This is a genomic window from Thermoactinomyces vulgaris (assembly GCF_005886755.1).
GTDB lineage: Bacteria > Bacillota > Bacilli > Thermoactinomycetales > Thermoactinomycetaceae > Thermoactinomyces > Thermoactinomyces vulgaris.
In genome coordinates this window covers 503,233-519,059 of record NZ_CP039710.1, presented here as the reverse complement: position 1 = coordinate 519,059, position 15,827 = coordinate 503,233, and the positions used below count along the sequence as shown (strand labels likewise).

Genomic DNA, 15,827 nt, shown 5'->3' with positions numbered 1-15,827 from the left:
CAACTACGGAGAACATAACTTGAGTAGATGGTTTTCCGTAATGATTAGCATGAGCAGGAAAAAGTATTATATTGTCATTCTTTTACTGCTGTTATCCATCATGATCTTTGGTTACCATGAAGCTTTTGCAGATCCGAATGGCGGCACGTTTGATGTTCCGCACATCGAAGACGAATTTACAAAATTCATCGTTTATGACCGGGACAAAGCCATCCAATATGCCAAAAAATGGAGTGACCCGGATAACCAAGGGAAATTCAATCCGGATTTCGAAAGAATGGATAGTCACGGAAGTAACCGTGGAGGAGATTGCGCCAACTTTGTCTCCCAACTTCTGCATGCAGGCGGACTCCCTATGAACGACGAATGGTATTATAAAAAAGGCAGTTTTATCCGCAAAATACCCATTTTAAATCGCGTTGTTGATTACTTCTCACCCAAATGGGCCGTTGCCGATGATCAATACCGTTACTTTTCCAATAAAAAGAACGGTTTTTCTGAGGAAACAATTGAAATCTCCACAATGGAAGATTTGATCCAGGCTGAAAAAAGCGGTGGTATCAAACCAGGAGACTTACTTTACTGGGATTTTGAAGGTGATGGTAAAATTGACCACGCAACTATGATTACAGGCGTGAATCAACAAGGACATTTGCTCTATTCAGGGCACACATATGATCAATTCAATGCTGAGGTTGGCGCTAACATAGCCCCCAATTATAAGTTACATATTGTAAAAATGAAAGATCAGATTGAAGTCAAATAATTTCTCGAAAAAACAGGAGGTTTTTTATGCATTTTTTCAGGAGAAGACCTATGGTGATTACCATCCTTTCAATCATATTCTTCATCGTCGCTTTTATTGTCTTTTATCAGTATGCCGTAAGCCATGTGATGGAAGTGGAATTAAAACAAGTAGAAGTGGATCCTTTAAAAAAATCCGTGCGAAGCAAAGATTCTCTTAACATGTATGGATTAAATCAAACAGAGAAAGAAAAAATCATCAACCATATCGATGATTACAAAAAAGTCACCTATACTTTTGAGATCAAAAACACTTCCCCGCTCGCTGACAGTGTCTACCACAGAGTTCAACCACTTTTCTCCGAAGATACAAAGAAACTGCTTGTGGTCAGTGAAAAGCAATTATGGTTTCCTCGGAACATCCCATCAGGAGAATCGTACACCACTTATCTGACGGCTGTTATCAAAACAGCCCCTTCCCTTTCGGATCAGGAAATCTTAAATATGGTAAGCAAGGATCGATTTACCATCACCGGCGGTCGGGAAGTATGGTCCATCCCGTTTGGGGATGAATCGGTTACGGTCGGTCCATTAAAGAAAAATTAAAAAGAACAAAAAAAAACGGATGGCCTGAAACCATCCGTTTTTTGCTTTTGGGATTTCAACGCAACATTTCGGGCTTGATTTCCGGAACAATTCCTTCTTTGGCAGCCCGGCTGAGCAATGCATAAATCGCGCTATACCCTTCTTCGCCGAGGTCGGCGGTAAAGTCGTTGACATAAAGGTCAATATGTTTCTTGGCCACTTCCGGATCCATTTCCTGGGCATGCTGCATCACATATTCCCGGGATGCTTCCGGATGGTTCCATGCATATTCGACCGAAGCGCGTGTCCATTCGGCAATGGACTTCACATCAAGGGTGCGGCGGGCAATGATGGAACCGAGCGGAATCGGCAAGCCGGTGTCCTCTTCCCACCATTCCCCGAGATCCGCCAACAAATGAAGTCCATAAGACGGATAGGTGAAACGGGCTTCATGGATCACCAATCCGGCATCAAAGGTACCTTCCCGGACAGCCGGCATGATTTTGTCAAAAGGAACCACCTGGATATCCAAGTCTCCTGATACATGCCGGGCGGTCCAGAGACGGAACAACAGATAAGCGGTGGAGCGTTCACTGGGCACGGCAACGCGTTTGCCGCTCAAGTCCGTTTCTTTGGAAGCATCCTTGGTCAGGATGAGCGGCCCGCATCCCCTTCCCATCGCGCCTCCACAGGGAAGAAGTGCATAGTCGGACAATACCCACGGCAAAGCGGCGGATGAGATTTTTAAAACATCCGGTCCATCCGGCCGTGTCGCCAGATGGTTGGTGATATCAATATCGGCATAGGTCACATCCAGTTTGGGCGCTCCGGGCACCAATCCATGCACCCAGGCATGGAATACAAACGTATCATTGGGACAAGGGGAAAAAGCGATTTTCATCGAACCACCTCCGTCAATGCACTGCTTGCTTTTTCCAAAGTTTGCAAGGCTTCATTAATTCGCCAGGCCGCCCGGTTTCGCGGGCCGACAAAATTGGACACGGCCCGCATTTCAAACACCGGCACGCCTTGCAACCGGGCCGCGGTGGCCACACCGAAACCTTCCATCCCTTCCGCCGCCGCTTCCGGAACACGCCGGATCAGCTCCTCTGCCGTTTCTTGTGTCCCGGTGACGGTGGACACCGTCAAGATCGGTCCGGTCGTAACGGATATCCCTTTATGTTGCAAAGCTTGTTCCATCCAACAGACAAATTCCGCATCCGCCGGGATCCGGGAGGTTCCCAGTTCCAATTGATCCAAAAAACAAAAGCCTTCCCCGGTTTCCGCGCCCAAGTCGGCGGCAATGATTTCACTGGAAAGCACCAGCGAACCAATGTCCGTCTTTCCCGGGAACCCTCCGGCAATGCCGGCATTGATCACCCAATCATACGAGGCGGCAGACAAAGCCATGGCTGTGGAGGCAGCCGCTTGGGCCAATCCCACTCCGGCCACCAAGACCTCGGCCTCAATCCCTTCGGTCTGCTCCAGCCCCCGTAAAACAGCTTCCCGTTCGGCCTGTACCGAGGTCACAACCAGCACCCGGCGCTTGGCACCGCCCTCCTTGTATGTTCTCGGCTTTGGCTTCATTTTCAATCTCCTTCTTCAACACTTGTCTGTTTTTCCATCATACCATATCCTTGATAGTTGGACGTTCTTTAAAGATTTTATAAATGATTCACAAACAAATAATTATGGATCTATTTAAATTATTGATATGATGAATAGTATTGGTGACTTGAGATTAAGCAACCCAGAGCTAGGAGAGAGTGATATGGGCTTTTTCAACCGATTTTCCGCGAATAACACAGGCGAAGCTTTGCAAGAGATTTATGAAGAACTCGGAAACATGTATCACCAAATTGAAAGAATCAAGCGGGAAATATCCTCGTTTCGCCAGATCGACCAGAAGCTGAAACAAGCCACGACGATCAACCAATCGGCTGTCATGATCTCACAAAAACTGAATGAAACGTACCGGGATGTACAGCTGATCCAAAAATCCATCCAGAAGGATGATCAGGAAACCTGCGCTTATATCCGCCAACAACGGAAAAACATAGAAGATTTGATCGGACAGCTACATCAAAAAACCGGGGAAATCCAAGAGGAAATCGAAAAACAGATGGCCGGGGCACTGGATCAACATCAAGAAAAATTCACCGACTGGGTGAATGAAAAACAAGAAGAAAAGCAGAAACAGCTGGATGAACATGCCAAAAAAATATTGGAATCCCTGGATCAGCGGCAAAAAGAATACGAAGAGAAAAAAGAAGAGCTGGATGACAAATTGAAAAACTTAAAGGAAACCATCGAGGCGGAACAAAAGAAATGGACCGAAAACCTGGCTCAATTGAACAAAGTCATTTTGGAAAAAGAAGAAATGTGGCAACAAAAATCAAAGCGGCAAACGATTCTTTTTTCCATTCTGTTTTTGCTGTCTCTGGCACTTTCCGCGGGGGCCTTGTGGTTTTAAATCGGTCAGGCTGTTGACAACAGCGTCAACAGCCCCGGGTTCTTTGTGCACTTCGGAGCCTTCCGGCATCAAACTTTTAATTCCTGAAGCAGAATCTTTCCAATCCCATCCCCGGTTCCTGTTCATTCACCGGGACTCACTGAAACGAAACCATCATCCACCGGCCGATCGGGACAAATCCCAAACGTTCATAAATTCTCCCGGCGTCCGGGTTATCATAAAACAAACAAAGTTCCTTTCCCTCTTGAAGCAGATCTTGGCACAGCCGGACCAGACAGGCGGAAGCCATCCCCTTCTTTTGATGCTCTTTTACAGTGCAAACCCCGACCACCATGGCAGAAAGCGTATTTTCCGCCGTACTGGAAGCTGAAGAAACCATCTGTCCGTCCACTTCGATGTAATAAGTCCGGGCTACACCTTTTTCCATGTTTCTTTTGATGGATTCCGGATTGTTACTGAATGAAAAGTGCCGGTATAACTCCATGATTCTCCCGACATCCTCAACGCCTGCTTTTTTCACCGGCCAATTTACTTGAGACTCCTTTAACGCGCGGCACTTGGCGTAATAAAGTTTCCGGATTTGAGACGGCTTGGAAGCGATCCACGGAATAAGAAAAGAAACCACATCCTCCAAGCCATTCAGGTTTTGAAATTCCGGATCTGAAACCATCACCTTGGCCAACCCTTCGTGGTCAAAATCATGACCGGGCGCATAAGGGATGTAATTTTGGTAATATTTTAAAAGCACCGCACGCAAGTTTCCATGATCATCAAAATCGCCCCACACCTTTTGGAACGCCTGATCATAACCATATGCCTCAATATCGCCGAGAATAAACAAGTTTTCCGCCGCTTTCGGCATCAAAAGCTTCATGCATGCTTCATGATCCTCTTCCGTCAACCTGCGAATCATGTTCCTCCCGCCTTTTCCACCCCGTCAGGGCATTTTTTCTCTTGTTGTTTTTCGGATATGGAAGAGTATATCACGAAATGAACAGAATTTTTGTAAACGAGTACACGAAAAAAATTTAATTTTCTTCTTGCAAAAATGATCTCCGGTGATTATAATACAATATGTAACTGAAAAACACGGGGCATTAGCTCAGCTGGGAGAGCGCTACACTGGCAGTGTAGAGGTCAGCGGTTCGAGCCCGCTATGCTCCACCAAAGGAAAACCCTCGGATGTTCCGGGGGGTTTTTATTTACAATAAGTTAAAAGGAACAACGACTTGAAACATCACTGCTCCTTTTTCCACTTTATACAAGACCATGATATACAACCACTAATAATTAGGATATTTCTTTAAATGAAACTTTAAGTTCGAAAAGTTATTATTGATGAAATAACGGGAGATTATGATCAAGAAGGGATGGACTTTATGCTAGAGTTCATCCCTTAACGTTATCTATGGAGTTTGACTAAAGTTTTTTTTAGTCTTTTCTTTCTTATGTATACAATTGGCTTTTGTATTCAGCATTTTTAGCTCTTTATACAAGCGTTTGATTTATCATGCAACATCGATTAACCCTTAAACTAGCGCTCTACCGTCTGTTCCTTTCTTTATTGGAGGTATATCAGCTCTTACTCCGTCATGTTCTATTTCAATAACACCAAGAAAACCGGTAATTTTCGAAGTATCCGACATAACAGGAAAATATTTCTCTAGCTCTTGAAAATTTCCAACTCGTTCAGTTAAATAATAGTACATTTGACGAGAAGGTAATACCAAGAATCCCCCAGCTAAATCACCTTCTAACATACCAAGTTTAAGTCTGTTTATTGCTCGATGACTTGAAGCTATGTTTCCTGTTTCCCATTCAACACCAAAATACTTTCCATCACTTAATTCTAAGGAAGAGTCAATCTTTCTATTTTTGATCGACTTCTTACTTACAATCTTTTCATCTTCCCAACCTAGCTGATTTAACTTCTCAATAAATGCATGTTTAATCGGCTTTACACCATTAGCTTGTTTGCGACAAACGAAGGTGACTTGATATTTGAACCATTTGGTGGAAGCGGTAACAACATATATCGCAGCCGAAATTCTAAAAAGACATTGGATTGGTATTGAAATAGGATCTGGTATCATCGTGGCCATCATTGTTTTCGCTTTTGAGGTTACTATTGCCACCTTTGTAGGTGTTGGGATTGTGTTAGGTGAAATCGTCAGTGCACTTACTTCATAGCCATGATCGGTGAATCAAGTATCCTAGCTTCGATCGGTTCCAGAATTCCTTGGCTAAACCGAGCTACGCCCAAAATGTTTGGTAATGCAGTGATTGCGGGAACGGACCAAAGCATAACAGATTACCTGAAAACAGGTATATTTAGTTTAAAACGAGCAATAGTGGCCGCTGCATTCGGTTTTTTCCTTAGCTTTGGCGGCTGGTACATAAGCAGCCATTTAGATGGCATTATAACTAAAATTAACGGACTCAGTCTTTCGACGGCATTCGAAATATTTGCTGATGGAACTGCTTCCGCACCAAAGACAATCGGTGATACCTCATTCGGTCAGTGGTTACAGAAGTTTGCCAGCAAATCAAATGGTAAAAAGTACGCCAGTGTTAGCTTTGAAGAGGAATCTTTGTTAAAGAACAGTATCCGAAGTAAATTTGGCGAAGAAGAAGGAAAACGAAAAATAGACTCCTTATTTCGAGCTGTTTACAACAAAGCGTACAAAGAAGATCCAACTAAAAAAGGTATTTTTGGTTTGCCTGATGACATTGTGGTTGATAACGGAAAAATCATTATTGTAGAGGAAGCAAAACTGTATTCCAAAGATGCCCTCAAAGATTTAGCTCTGTTAGCAGAGAATAAACCTCAACAATTTATAGAGGATGGTCTTCTCGTTAAAAATAGCAAAGGAAATGAATTTAATGCCTTTATTCAGTTATATAAACATAAAAATGCGATCGATTATCTAAATCAGCACTTGGATGACCTAATTATTCAAGAGAAAGCACGGGAACTTGGCATAACTCATAGAGCAGATAGTCGAATATTATATAAAGGTTCCCAGGCAGAGGATAAAGATATGAAAACGATTGTGGATACTTTTAAGAAAGAGCTTGGCATTGTTGTAAAATATCGCAAGGTTAAATTCGGGAAATGAGATATTGATTTCTTGGGTAAAAATGTGAAGGTATAAGGGGGATTGACTAAATGGATGAAAAAACTTATCTGGCTTATACCGGTTGGGGAAGATATCTGGTGGATGGATATTGGAACACGGCAATCAAAATATGTGAAAAACTATTAAAGCATTGGGAAGGAATCAAAGCCATCACCAATTACAAGGTGGGGGATATTGCAAGAGATATTAAATATTCATCTGAATTCATCCATCTCGCCGGGACCCGGTTAAAGAACTTTGACGCTTTTAACGTCGTTTTTTTTAATCCAATGGTACAGGAGGAGCCATATGTTCACCGCATGTTTATCAGTGATTCGGTCCTGTCAATTTCCGAGTATGATGGCGGGAAATATTTCAAGGAGAATCCAGCGTTAACCGGTCATTTTATCCAGGTGATGAAAGACATTTCCCGGATCAGTGAGATTCAAGAACTGTGGTTAGGCGACTTGCGGGCTGGTTTTATGGGAAATATCTATTTTCTTTACCGTCCGGAAAAAATCTATGACTATCGGGCCTCTTTGGAACCTCATCCAGAGTGGCAAGAGTTATTGGATCTTTTGGAAACTCACTTACCCAGGGAAGTCATTGTGGAAACGATTGTCCGGGAAATCGGAAAAAATCACGTGGAGGATTTGAATGACGGTAAGATTTTTGTGCGTTTTTACGGGGAGAACTTGTTTGATATAAAGGTGGATAAGACTGATTTATTGCATCAGATCCGGTATAAAGTGGAGAGTTATTTGGACGACAAGAACATAAAATTTAAACACCTCGTTTATTAGAAAACAAAAACAGCCTGCTGAAACGTTTCATTCCATGATCCAGTCCCCCAAATGTTTCAATTTTTTTCGGGGGACTTTATCTTTTTATATTTTAACCATCAAATATTCAGCATAATTTTATTATGATGAAATATTTCATTTAAAAGAGGAAAGTGGGGTGCGATCCGTTGTTTGAAATTGAAATCACCTCTCTCACGCTGACCGGACTGGGAATCGGGATTTTGGCAATCTCCTTGTTAACCCTTGCCATCAGGGTTTTGCTGATCTGTGTCAACAAAAATAAATCCTGAACGGCCCCCCTGAAAGCTGGTTAAACCGTCGATTTCCTCTCTCAGTTCCATAACCGGAAGATAAATGAAAATCAGAGATTACATTGTGGACAACCCTGATTATCCTTCAGACGTTTGCTTTGGATACACATGGGATAACCTAGAGGATAAATTGCGAAATTCCCGAAAGAAAAAGGAGCATCCGTATGGATACAAGTCGTCCGTTATCCCGTGAATCCATGGATTCGGTTTTTTGGAAGCGCAATTTCTGGTCCGGGTTGTTGTTTGGCATCGGATTGATTGCTTTTTTCGATGAAGCAGTCTTTCACCAACTTTTACACTGGCATCATTTTTATGACCGGGCCACCCGCAGCATCGGGCTTGTCTCCGACGGGCTGTTTCATGCCTTCAGCTGGTTTGCGACGGTCTGGTCATTGTTCTTGCTGGCCGATCTTCGCCGGCGCCATGCCTGGCGGAAAAAGAGATGGTGGGGAAGCGTTGTGCTGGGAGCCGGTCTGTTTCAATTGTACGACGGAATCATTCAGCACAAGTGGATGCGGATTCATCAGATTCGTTATGTGGAAAATGTGTTGATCTATGATCTGGTTTGGAATTTGCTTGCAGTGATCATGATCATCGCCGGCTTTCTGGTCATCCGCTCACAAAAGAAACGGAAGGAGCGGGAAGCGTGAATCCGGTTTATACCCTGCTGTTCATCCTTCCGTTCGGGACGGTTTTTTTTGTCTATCTGTATGGTGCCTTCGTCCATTCCCGCCGTCGGGGAAAGGCATGGCCGCGATCCCGTACCGTTTTTGGGATTGTGGGGGTTCTTATGGCCGTCGTTTCGGCGACCGGACCCTTGGCCCATCTTGCGCATGCCGATTTTCGGTTTCATATGGGAACCCATTTAATTCTGGGCATGCTGTCCCCGCTTTTGATCCACTCGGCCCGCCCGTTCACCCTCATTTTTCGCACCCTGAGCATCCAAAACGCCCGGAGGCTTGTCCGTTTTTTAAAAACCCGGTATATCCGGACCCTCCACCATCCCGTCACCGCTTCCCTCCTCAATATCGGCGGGATGTGGGTGTTATACACCACCCGCCTCTGGGAAATGATGCATCAACATGCGTTTTTTTATCTTTTGATCCACCTTCACATTTTTTTGGCCGGCTATGTATACACCGCCTCCCTCTTGCAGTTGGAACCTTCCCCTGACCGGTACCGTTTTTCGTTCCGGGCTGCTGTCCTGGTTCTCTCCCTTGCCGCGCACCAAATTTTGGCCAAATTCATCTATGCCCATCCGCCTGGCGAAGTTCCAACGGACCTGGCAGAAGCCGGAGGAATGCTGATGTACTACGGGGGCGACGTGATCGACTTGGTGATCATCATCGTCCTCTGCCGGAGGTGGTATCAAACCCTGCAACCACGAAAAAAGCTTCCCTCCTGTCAACCTGCTTTGAAATCCTGAATAAAATTCCCGCATTTTCTGCCCTCCAAAAAGCAAAGCCTGCTTTTTGAAGCAGGCTTCTTTCGTTTATTCGGAACCGATTCCGGTGTTGGACCGGACATAGAGCTCCGTAAATTTCTGTTCCGCCTCCGGTTCACGGGAAAACACCGTTCCCAACCAGGCACCGATAAAACCGAGCGGAACCGATACAATGGCAGGGTTCCCCAGAGGGAAAAGCGCATCTTCCGGATCCATCAGGTTCGGGCTGATCAAAACAAGGAAAATGGAGCTGAACAGTCCGGTTAAGATCCCGGTGACCGCACCCGTTGTATTAAAGCGCTTCCAAAACAAACTGAAGAGGATCACCGGCAAGTTGGCGCTGGCCGCCACGGCAAAGGCGAGAGAAACCAGAAAAGCGACATTTTGGTTCTTGGCAAGAATGGCCAGGATTATGGACACAATCCCGACTCCCACCGAAGCCCATTTGGCCACCTGCATTTGCTCTTTTTCCGTGGCTTTTCCCCCACGCAAAACATTGGAATAAAAATCATGGGCAAAGGCACCGGCTGCCGAGATCACAAGCCCGGCCACCACCGCCAGGATGGTTGCAAATGCCACGGCGGAAATAAAGGCGAGAAAGAAATTTCCTCCCAATGCTTCGGCAAGCAGAGGGGCAGCCATGTTTCCGGCTTGATCCGCGGCGATAATTTTTTCCTGGCCAACCAGAATGGCCGAACCAAAACCGAGGAACGTGGTCATGATATAAAACGCCCCGATGATAAACATGGCCCAGACGACGGAAGTCCGCGCTTCTTTGGCAGTCGGCACCGTATAAAAACGGATCAATATGTGGGGAAGGCCTGCCGTCCCGGCCAGAAGGGCCAGTCCCAACGAAATGTTGTCCAGCGGATTGGTGTACAACAGTCCCGGCTCGAGAAATCTTTGCCCGAGCTTGTCCGAAACTTGATTAAACATCTCCACCATGCTGAAATCAAACCGGGCAAGCACCAGGAAGCTGAGCAAAACCGTTCCCGCCATCAGCAAAACCGCCTTGATGATCTGCACCCAAGTGGTGGCCAGCATCCCGCCAAATGCCACGTACAAAATCATCAAAATCCCGATCATTACAATCGATACCTCAAAATCGATCCCGAGCAATAACTTGATGATCCCGCCTGCCCCGACCAGTTGGGCAATCATATAAAAGGTGGAGATCGCCAAAGTACTCAGCGCCGCAGCGGAACGGACCGGCTTTGCCCTCATGCGGTAGGCCAGCATGTCCGCCAGCGTATACCGGCCGGAGTTACGGAGGGGTTCAGCAACGATGATCAACACGACCAGATAAGCGACCAGCCAGCCGACGGAATAAAGAAAACCGTCAAAACCTCCCAAAGCAATCAACCCGGCTATTCCGAGGAAAGAGGCAGCACTCATGTAATCCCCGGCAATGGCAATCCCGTTTTGCCAGCCCTTGATTGACCGGCCCGCCGCATAAAAATCCGTGGTGGTCTGCGTCCTTTTGGCGGCCCAATAGGTGACCAAAAGCGTCAGCAACACAATCACCAAAAACAACGAAAAAGCGGTTGTGTTCACGAAGCTTCCCTCCTCTGTTTCTCAATCAGACGCTGAATCAATTGATCGGTTTGGTTGGCATGACGAACATATAAAACCGCCAGGATCCAAGCCATAAAGAATTGGGAGATGGCAAACAGATAGGCACCATTGATGGATCCGATCAACGGAGTGTTGAGAAACTCAAAATAACCGGTGAAAAAAGGCAGGGCAAAATAATAGAGAGCGAAAAAGAACGTGGCTGAGATGATAAACCGGCGCTTCTTTTGCATCAGCTCGCGAAATTCCGGTGAGCGGGAAATTTCCTCCCAATCCGGATGCGTTGAGGCCATTCTGTCAACCTTCTTGTTTTCTGACAATGAATAAACCTCCTCCAAAGATGTTAATCTGATTATTAGATAAATAATATATATTCAAAAATATAACATATTAATTTATGAAAAAGTTAACTTTTTTGAAAATTATTTATTTAAAAATCATTTAATTCATCCCGCATAAAAAAGCCCCTTTGCTCCTTACCGGATCAAGGGGCCTGACATGGGTTTTATTTGGAAGCAATTGCTTCTTGTCGGGGTTTCTCTTTTTTGGAAGGATTCATTTTCTGGAAGGTGATTTTCAACAACGGTGGTGTGATAATAGTGGTCAAAATCACAACCAAAATCGTGGATGTATACCATTCGGCGGGCAACAGATGTTTACTTAATCCAAGGGAAGCAATGATCAAGGCCACTTCCCCACGCGAAATCATGCCAGAACCAATGCTGATGGATGAAGCGGTGTTAAATCCGGTCAAACGGGCTCCCAATCCGCAACCGATCCATTTGGAGAAAATGGCAAGAATGGAAAGAACAACAATCAATCCAATTTGACTGCCGAGTCCTTCGAAAGACACAGACAACCCAATACTTACAAAGAAAATCGGAACGAAAACGGAATAAGCAATCGGACTCAACTTTTCTTCGACCTCATGGCGCACTTTGGTTTGCGACAGAGAAAGACCGGCCGCAAAAGAGCCAATGATTCCTGCAACGCCCATTTCTTCCGCCATAAAGGCAAAGGCAAAGCAAATCATCAACGCAGAGCTGACCACAATTTCGGATGCGCGAATGCGGGTCATCCATTTCATGGCCCACGGAACCACTTTCCATCCCAACAAGATAATCAGGGCAAAAAACAAGATTTTTTGACCGATCACCAATCCGAGGCTGACATCCTGCAATCCGGAAAAACTCATCAAAAAGGCCAGCAACACCACCACAATGACATCATCGGCAATGGCCGCACCCAAAATGGTGACACTTTCTTTGGTTTGCAATTTGCCAAGATCCCGCAATGTCTGAACCGTGATGCTGACAGAAGTGGCCGAAAGCAATGCACCTAAAAACCAGGCAGTAAACGGTTCCATCCCGAACCAGATCCCAACCAGATAACCTCCGACCAACGGGAGAATCACTCCCCCCACAGCCACGGCAAGAGAAGAGGTGCGATTTCTGTTAAGCTCATGTATATCGGTCTCCAGACCAGCCAAGAACATTAACAAGAGAACACCGATTTCGCTCATTTGATGGATGATGTCGCTCTCTTCAATCCATCCCAGCACCGCCGGTCCCAAAATCACACCGACAATCAATTTTCCCAAAACAGCCGGCTGTCCGATCCGGGTGCTCAAATCGCCAGCCAACTTTGTTGCAACCAAAATTAGCAGTAATTGTGCAAAAAACATGGTTTCTCCTCCTCACCCCTCAAATTTTTTAAAAATTAGGTCAAAAAGAACAAAGGGAGCCTGCCAGTGACAGACTCCCCCTGAAAAACGTAATATGCTTTTTTTAAAAGGATAACATAAATACTTTATTTTATCAACAATTAAAATAAAAGCATTCATTGTGAAAACCATTCCATGGCTACCCTGCTTCCGACAATAAACACTTCATGCCCAAAGGTCCGGATAACCCGGCCAGGCCGTGCCATTTCCGCCCAATGACTTAGAAGCGGTTTTTCCCTTTGTCTTGATCAAGCATAAGGTACAAAACGAGTCCGGCAATGGTCATGAAAAAGCCCAGCCATTCGGTTTTCACAAAAAACATCAAGGGATCCGGGTGAAACACCGGAAAGGAACCGGCAAGCAAAACCAAGCCGGAAAAAGCCAAAAAATCAGCAAACACTTCCCCCGTTCCCATCTTTCTCAATCCCTGCCTCCAGAGCCAGTACAAAATCATGCTGTGCAAAACCGCCACCGGCAAATGAATCCACTGAAGGCTCCAAGCCCCATCCCAAAAAACACGGATCCATTGATTCACCGCCAGCACGACCCCCATCAAAACACCGAACAGGTCCAAACATCCGCGGCGCATCTGTTTTTTTAACCGGAAAAAATAAATCCCCAAATAGGAAAGTGCAATCAACAATCCCAACCAATCCCCATTCCCGGAAGGAGGCAAGTAAACAATGGTCCAGTGATATTTCAAAAACAATGAAGGTTCAAAGATCACCGCACTTAATTTCCAAACCAGCATTCCCATGGCAATCGCCTGGATGATAATATCCAAATCCCAAGCAGGATCCAATTTCTTCTTGATCGCCAACCATCTTGACAATGCCATTCCCAAACCTCCGCCCACGAAAAAAACAAACCACTCCAAGCGAAGCAACATGGGCCCGATTTGAATGAACTCCATCATCATCCCTGCCAATCCAGCGATTTCTCCATGTCCGTGTCCGGGAAATTCTCTTCATGATAAAAAAGCCCGCAAAAATCAACGGGCACTCCTCCATATGTTTTGATTTTTCGTCCATGCTTGTATAATTTCTTCCCCTTGCCTGAGGAGGATTTCTTCAGCCCGTCCGATCACGGCCAAACAAGCAGCATATTGCGGATCCACCTGCAGCGGGTGACAACCGATTTGCCCGACCCGGTCTTCACGGCCTTCCCACCGGGTCAATCGCGGAGAACCATCCCGGTTTGTCACCGTCAAGCGGGGCATTGAAACCGCCAACCCTTCTCCGGTCGCTTTCAAGATTGCTTCTTTCCATGTCCAGTACCGGTAAAAGGCCTCTTTTCTTTCCCCCGGGGGCAATTTCTCCCATTCTTTCATTTCCTCCGCGGAAAGCACCCTTTTCACCATTTCATCTTCAACCAGATCAGGATTGATTTGTTCAATGTCAATGCCGACCGGAGTGTGACAGGCAATGGCGGTCAGCACCCATTTTCCTGAATGGGAAATGTTCACTTCGATGGGTCCTTCATCCATCACCCGCGGCTTGCCGTGCGGCTTTCCGCAAGCAGGGCAATTTCGGGAAATTTTTATCTTTCGGGGATCTTTCCCAGTAAACCGGGACAGCAACAAACGCAGCAAAGCAAAAGACAAAAGCGACCGTTTTTGATCTTCTTCCTTTTGGTATGAACGAAATCTTTTTAATTCCGTATGGTTTAACAGAGCGGCGAGTTCCGGGACCGCCGCTGATAGAGGCGTTTGATAAATCCAGACCCTGCCGGGGATTAATGAATCCTTCGTTTGCAACGACAACCGCTCCTTTATCCGTTTACTTTCTCTTTGATGACACGATTCAGTTCCCGGCTCAACGTCTTGAAAAAGTCATCTTTGTTTCCATGGATAAAAAAATGGTCTCCCGGGTAGATGTAATGGCGGAATGAACCGTTCGAATGACGCTCCCACTCAAGCAGCGCTTCTTCGGAAACATCCAGGTCCCGCTCGCCTCCAAAAGCAATGACCGGACATGAAAGCGGGGCTGCCGGTTCATAAGTATAGCGGCTGACCACCGAAAAATCAGCGCGCAAAATCGGAAGCACAATCTCCAATAACTCCGGATTTTGCCAGACTTCTTCCGGTGTCCCGTTTAATTGGCGAAGTTTGGTGATCAATGCTTCGTCATCAGACAAATCGCCGATGTCCAGATCCCGGCGCGGTAAATGCGGCGCGCGGCTGGCCGCAACATAAAGCGCAACCGGAGTTTCCCCCTCTTTCTGAAACCGGACGGCCAACTCATAAGCGAGCAACGAACCCATGCTATATCCAAAAAATGCAAAAGGGAGATCGAGTTGTCCCTTGATTTGTTGACTGACATCTTCCACCAAGCAAGCCATATTCTCACAAAGCGGTTCGGTCAACCGGCGTCCGCGGCCCGGCAATTCCACCGGACAAAAGTCGACTTCCGCCGGCAAATATGATTTCAAGTCGTGATAAATATTCGACGAACCTCCTGCATAAGGAAAAGCAAAAAGCCGGAGCTGTTTCAGTTGATATGGATTTTGCACGTGTGTCATCCTTTCCCGAAAAATCCTGCTGTGTTTCTAAAAAAAGATATTCTTCGTTAAAATGATGCATCCCTTTTTCTTCCTGCACAAAGGTACACGCCCTGTCTGTCTCTCCTTTTTTCCATATGATGATAAAGAAAAGAAAGGAGAGATTTCATGCCTGCCAAAAAACATTGGTTAAAGAAAAGCCGTTTGTACAAGGGGAAAGTCGTGCGGATCAAACTGATCAGCGGACACACCATCACCGGCGTGATCACAGGGGTAAGCAAGGGCGGCATCCACTTCAAACCACTCAGAAAAAACAAAGATTCACAACTGAAAGCTTCTTTTTTCTTCCCCTTTTTTATTCCGTTTGCCGCGATTTTGTTTATTAAACTCCTTATTTTTTAAAAAGAAACCACCCTCAGCCAAAAAAATCAAATGCAAGGACATAACAGATTGCATGCAACACCTGTGTTATGTCCTTTTTTGTTTCGGGAAGGCCTCTGTCCGTTCATAATTCAAATATTTATCATACAGAGTATCGTGTATGTAAAAAACGA

At 45.6% G+C, this 15,827-nt stretch carries 19 protein-coding genes and 1 tRNA gene; 10 read left to right on the top strand and 10 right to left on the bottom strand.

The window, feature by feature from the left end; translation table 11 throughout:
* Positions 1 to 19: 19 nt before the first annotated feature.
* Together FA954_RS02710 and FA954_RS02705 are read left to right on the top strand one after the other, a co-directional pair.
* On the top strand, positions 20 to 766 hold the full coding sequence (locus tag FA954_RS02710) for an amidase domain-containing protein (RefSeq protein WP_037993145.1): 747 nt from the start codon (positions 20 to 22) through the stop codon (positions 764 to 766).
* Positions 767 to 816: 50 nt separating this feature from the next.
* The gene (locus FA954_RS02705) at positions 817 to 1,350 is read left to right on the top strand and encodes a hypothetical protein (RefSeq protein WP_037993146.1); all 534 of its coding nucleotides are present in this window, start codon (positions 817 to 819) and stop codon (positions 1,348 to 1,350) included.
* Positions 1,351 to 1,405: 55 nt separating this feature from the next.
* Here FA954_RS02705 and FA954_RS02700 read toward each other — a convergent pair whose 3' ends face one another.
* Complete coding sequence (locus FA954_RS02700; protein ID WP_037993148.1) at positions 1,406 to 2,230, bottom strand: 1,4-dihydroxy-6-naphtoate synthase; 825 nt, start codon at positions 2,228 to 2,230, stop codon at positions 1,406 to 1,408.
* Positions 2,227 to 2,916 (bottom strand): futalosine hydrolase, encoded by a 690-nt coding sequence (locus FA954_RS02695; protein WP_052186599.1) that lies wholly within the window; start codon positions 2,914 to 2,916, stop codon positions 2,227 to 2,229. The genes FA954_RS02700 and FA954_RS02695 overlap by 4 nt, the downstream gene beginning before the upstream one ends.
* Before the next feature lie 184 nt (positions 2,917 to 3,100).
* Here FA954_RS02695 and FA954_RS02690 point away from each other — a divergent pair, with 184 nt between their 5' ends.
* Positions 3,101 to 3,802 (top strand): hypothetical protein, encoded by a 702-nt coding sequence (locus FA954_RS02690; RefSeq protein WP_037993149.1) that lies wholly within the window; start codon positions 3,101 to 3,103, stop codon positions 3,800 to 3,802.
* A 136-nt stretch (positions 3,803 to 3,938) separates the two neighbouring features.
* On the opposite strand, the gene FA954_RS02685 is transcribed toward FA954_RS02690, so the two are convergent.
* Positions 3,939 to 4,715, bottom strand: coding sequence for a GNAT family N-acetyltransferase (locus FA954_RS02685; RefSeq protein WP_121874307.1), 777 nt, complete (start codon positions 4,713 to 4,715; stop codon positions 3,939 to 3,941).
* A gap of 178 nt (positions 4,716 to 4,893) precedes the next feature.
* Here FA954_RS02685 and FA954_RS02680 point away from each other — a divergent pair.
* A tRNA-Ala gene (locus FA954_RS02680) sits at positions 4,894 to 4,969 on the top strand.
* Between the two features lie 362 nt (positions 4,970 to 5,331).
* Here the strand turns inward: FA954_RS02680 and FA954_RS02675 are convergent.
* Entirely contained in the window at positions 5,332 to 5,904 is a 573-nt protein-coding gene (locus tag FA954_RS02675) for a PDDEXK family nuclease (protein WP_165489727.1), read from the bottom strand.
* 162 nt (positions 5,905 to 6,066) lie between these two features.
* Between FA954_RS02675 and FA954_RS02670 the strand changes: the two genes are divergently transcribed.
* The 5 genes from FA954_RS02670 (at position 6,067) to FA954_RS02655 (ending at position 9,461) form a co-directional block, all read left to right on the top strand.
* On the top strand, positions 6,067 to 6,921 hold the full coding sequence (locus FA954_RS02670) for a hypothetical protein (protein WP_138614843.1): 855 nt from the start codon (positions 6,067 to 6,069) through the stop codon (positions 6,919 to 6,921).
* 50 nt (positions 6,922 to 6,971) lie between these two features.
* The gene (locus FA954_RS02665) at positions 6,972 to 7,724 is read left to right on the top strand and encodes a hypothetical protein (protein WP_138614842.1); all 753 of its coding nucleotides are present in this window, start codon (positions 6,972 to 6,974) and stop codon (positions 7,722 to 7,724) included.
* A 167-nt stretch (positions 7,725 to 7,891) separates the two neighbouring features.
* Positions 7,892 to 8,014 carry a hypothetical protein gene (locus tag FA954_RS13945; protein ID WP_255347143.1) on the top strand — a complete coding sequence of 41 codons (123 nt, stop codon included), beginning with the start codon at positions 7,892 to 7,894 and terminating at the stop codon, positions 8,012 to 8,014.
* 185 nt (positions 8,015 to 8,199) lie between these two features.
* The gene (locus tag FA954_RS02660) at positions 8,200 to 8,685 is read left to right on the top strand and encodes a DUF2243 domain-containing protein (RefSeq protein ID WP_049720627.1); all 486 of its coding nucleotides are present in this window, start codon (positions 8,200 to 8,202) and stop codon (positions 8,683 to 8,685) included.
* Positions 8,682 to 9,461 carry a cytochrome c oxidase assembly protein gene (locus FA954_RS02655; protein WP_037993154.1) on the top strand — a complete coding sequence of 260 codons (780 nt, stop codon included), beginning with the start codon at positions 8,682 to 8,684 and terminating at the stop codon, positions 9,459 to 9,461. The genes FA954_RS02660 and FA954_RS02655 overlap by 4 nt, the downstream gene beginning before the upstream one ends.
* A 66-nt stretch (positions 9,462 to 9,527) precedes the next feature.
* Here FA954_RS02655 and FA954_RS02650 read toward each other — a convergent pair whose 3' ends face one another.
* From FA954_RS02650 to FA954_RS02625, 6 genes are all read right to left on the bottom strand, one after another.
* Positions 9,528 to 11,033 carry a solute symporter family protein gene (locus FA954_RS02650; protein ID WP_037993156.1) on the bottom strand — a complete coding sequence of 502 codons (1,506 nt, stop codon included), beginning with the start codon at positions 11,031 to 11,033 and terminating at the stop codon, positions 9,528 to 9,530.
* The gene (locus tag FA954_RS02645; protein ID WP_037993231.1) at positions 11,030 to 11,344 is read right to left on the bottom strand and encodes a DUF485 domain-containing protein; all 315 of its coding nucleotides are present in this window, start codon (positions 11,342 to 11,344) and stop codon (positions 11,030 to 11,032) included. The genes FA954_RS02650 and FA954_RS02645 overlap by 4 nt, the downstream gene beginning before the upstream one ends.
* Positions 11,345 to 11,556: 212 nt before the next feature.
* Entirely contained in the window at positions 11,557 to 12,735 is a 1,179-nt protein-coding gene (locus FA954_RS02640; protein ID WP_049720629.1) for a cation:proton antiporter, read from the bottom strand.
* Between the two features lie 259 nt (positions 12,736 to 12,994).
* The gene (locus FA954_RS02635; RefSeq protein ID WP_138614841.1) at positions 12,995 to 13,687 is read right to left on the bottom strand and encodes a hypothetical protein; all 693 of its coding nucleotides are present in this window, start codon (positions 13,685 to 13,687) and stop codon (positions 12,995 to 12,997) included.
* Positions 13,688 to 13,765: 78 nt separating this feature from the next.
* Positions 13,766 to 14,530 (bottom strand): 4'-phosphopantetheinyl transferase family protein, encoded by a 765-nt coding sequence (locus FA954_RS02630; protein ID WP_138614840.1) that lies wholly within the window; start codon positions 14,528 to 14,530, stop codon positions 13,766 to 13,768.
* Between the two features lie 14 nt (positions 14,531 to 14,544).
* On the bottom strand, positions 14,545 to 15,285 hold the full coding sequence (locus FA954_RS02625; RefSeq protein ID WP_049720630.1) for a thioesterase II family protein: 741 nt from the start codon (positions 15,283 to 15,285) through the stop codon (positions 14,545 to 14,547).
* Positions 15,286 to 15,441: 156 nt separating this feature from the next.
* On the opposite strand from FA954_RS02625, the gene FA954_RS02620 reads away from it, so the two are divergent.
* Positions 15,442 to 15,675 (top strand): hypothetical protein, encoded by a 234-nt coding sequence (locus FA954_RS02620; RefSeq protein WP_049720631.1) that lies wholly within the window; start codon positions 15,442 to 15,444, stop codon positions 15,673 to 15,675.
* Positions 15,676 to 15,827 lie beyond the last annotated feature (152 nt).